The sequence below is a fragment of the Leptospira saintgironsiae genome, assembly GCF_002811765.1.
In the GTDB taxonomy this organism is placed as follows: domain Bacteria; phylum Spirochaetota; class Leptospiria; order Leptospirales; family Leptospiraceae; genus Leptospira_B; species Leptospira_B saintgironsiae.
The window spans coordinates 1-2,184 of sequence record NZ_NPDR01000024.1 but is presented as its reverse complement, the minus strand read 5'-3'; the positions used below and the strand labels follow the sequence as shown (position 1 = coordinate 2,184).

The window sequence follows — 2,184 nt, the reverse complement described above, 5'->3', positions numbered from 1 at the left end:
TTTAATTGAATCTTTAAAGAAAATAAAAATTTAGAAATTGTTAGAAAACCTTCGCCTAACTATCGGTGCTTCCGCAGCGCTTCGAGCTTGCTTCGCAACTCTCGCTTGGGCTACGCCACATTTGCTTCTGTCACTTCGTTTGCATGAGCAAACTCGTGCCATCGCAAACGTCGGAACACCTTGGTCGTTAGACGCAATGGTCAAAAATTTCAGATTAGTTGGAAAGCTATTCAAAGAAATTTTCGAATTACTTCTTGGAATGAATTTGTTATGTTAGAAACAATTTTGAATGTTCTAAAAGACTCTTGGGGATGGACAGGTCTTGATCCAGAAAAAATTATAAAAGAAAATGAATTTGGAAATCTATTAATTTTAGATAGGAAAGGGCAATATTGGCGACTTTGTCCGGAGGATCTTTACTGTGAGATTATAGCAATAAATTCAGATAAACTTACAGTTCTATTGGATGATCAAGATTTCATTGAAGATTGGGAAATGAAATCCTTAGTTGATCTTGCATTTGAGAGATACGGACAATTACCGGATGGTAGAAAGTATTGTCTAAAAATACCGGGAACTTTGGGTGGCGAATATAAATTGTCTAATATTTCTACTATTAGCTTTATTGAATTAATTCAATATTCAGGAGATGTTGCACTTCAAATTAAAGATTTACCTGATGGGAGCAAAGTTCAGCTTAAATTCATCGATTGACTTTATGCTTGTTAGTATATGACCACTGCGTCTAACTATCGGTGCTTCCGCTACGCTTCGAGATTGCTTACGCAACTCTCGCTTGGGCTGCGCCACATTTGCTTCTGTCACTTCGTTTGCAGAGCAAACTCGCGCCATCGCAAACGTCGGAACACCTCGGTCGTTAGGCGCAATATCGCGATTTTCTTTTCATTTTATTATATAAGTTTTGAATTTTACCTTAGAGCCGAATCAAGATCTATTTTAGGTTCGACCGCTTTTCTCCCTTTTCTTGCTTTATATCGTAGACTGAAATGTTTTGCAGAATATTCGGAATGTATCAGAACTACTTGAATCTATCTTTTATTGGATCCTGCGAAAAGGGTTCGCTACTTTTATATTGTGAAAGTAAATTAGTCACTAATTGCTTTTATTCTATTTGAGGATTTCATAGAGTAGGGCTTGGGTGCAATGTGTTAGGAGCGATACTGCTGCCTAACTATCGGTGCTTCCGCTCCGCTCGGAGATCGCTTTCGCGACTCACTCGCTCGGGCTGCGCCACATTTGCTTCTGTCACTTCGTTTGCAGAGCAAACTCGTGCCATCGCAAACGTCGGAACACCTTGGTCGTTAGACGACATTAATTAAAAAATCAGGAGTTAACGTGAGTTTCTTTCGTTCAATATTTTCAAAAATTCAGGATATAGAAAGTGCAACTAAGATTATTCGAGATTGTTGTAATGCAATTCTATTTTTTTCATTGATTCAGTTTGTTGGATTACTCTTGCTTAAGCAATATGCAAATTTAGTAGATGTCTTTGCATACTTGTTAATAAGTATTTATGTTAGAAAGCATAAGAGTCGAGTACTTACAGTTATTTTTCTTATCTTAGCAATTGCTTCATTTGTAGTGACTATATTAAATAGATTGGGTATGGAGTCTTCAGGAGGTGGAAATATACTTTTGGCTATAGCATTAATATTGGTTGCGATACTATTACTGCGAGCGGTATTCTTTTGGAATAATTACTATATAATGAAAATGAAGACTCAGAAAATATTACTTTTATCTGGTTTATCAATACTATTGTTTCTCATAACTGCTTTTATAGGGTTAGTGATTCTCGGGATATTCGGAGATCAAATGACTGATGCAGAACTGGACAGTTTGTCTGGCACGCTACTCTTTTCGACATTTTTAATTTCTATAATTTTTATATTTAGTGGCATTATTCCTTATTCAAGAGGAGAATCCCTTCGAGAATCAGAAGTTCCTGTTAATTAATTAACGTCGTCTAACTTTCGGTGCTTCCGCAGCGCTGCGGGATTGCTACGCAACCCTTGCTTGGCCTTCGGCACATTTGCTTCTGTCACTTCGTTTGCAAAGCAAACTCGCGCCATCGCAAACGTCGGAACACCTTGGTCGTTAGACGAAATAACCATAAAGTTTGACGTATTAGCTAAAGTTCTATTCTGTTTTTAGAGAATTCGC

Annotated in this window: 2 protein-coding genes; both read left to right on the top strand. The window is 37.5% G+C overall.

Annotated elements, in window-relative coordinates; translation table 11 throughout:
* Nucleotides 1-270 precede the first annotated feature (270 nt).
* On the top strand, nucleotides 271-714 hold the full coding sequence (locus CH362_RS19030; RefSeq protein WP_100711894.1) for a T6SS immunity protein Tdi1 domain-containing protein: 444 nt from the start codon (nucleotides 271-273) through the stop codon (nucleotides 712-714).
* Nucleotides 715-1,356: 642 nt separating this feature from the next.
* Nucleotides 1,357-1,977 carry a hypothetical protein gene (locus CH362_RS19025; protein ID WP_100711893.1) on the top strand — a complete coding sequence of 207 codons (621 nt, stop codon included), beginning with the start codon at nucleotides 1,357-1,359 and terminating at the stop codon, nucleotides 1,975-1,977.
* Nucleotides 1,978-2,184 lie beyond the last annotated feature (207 nt).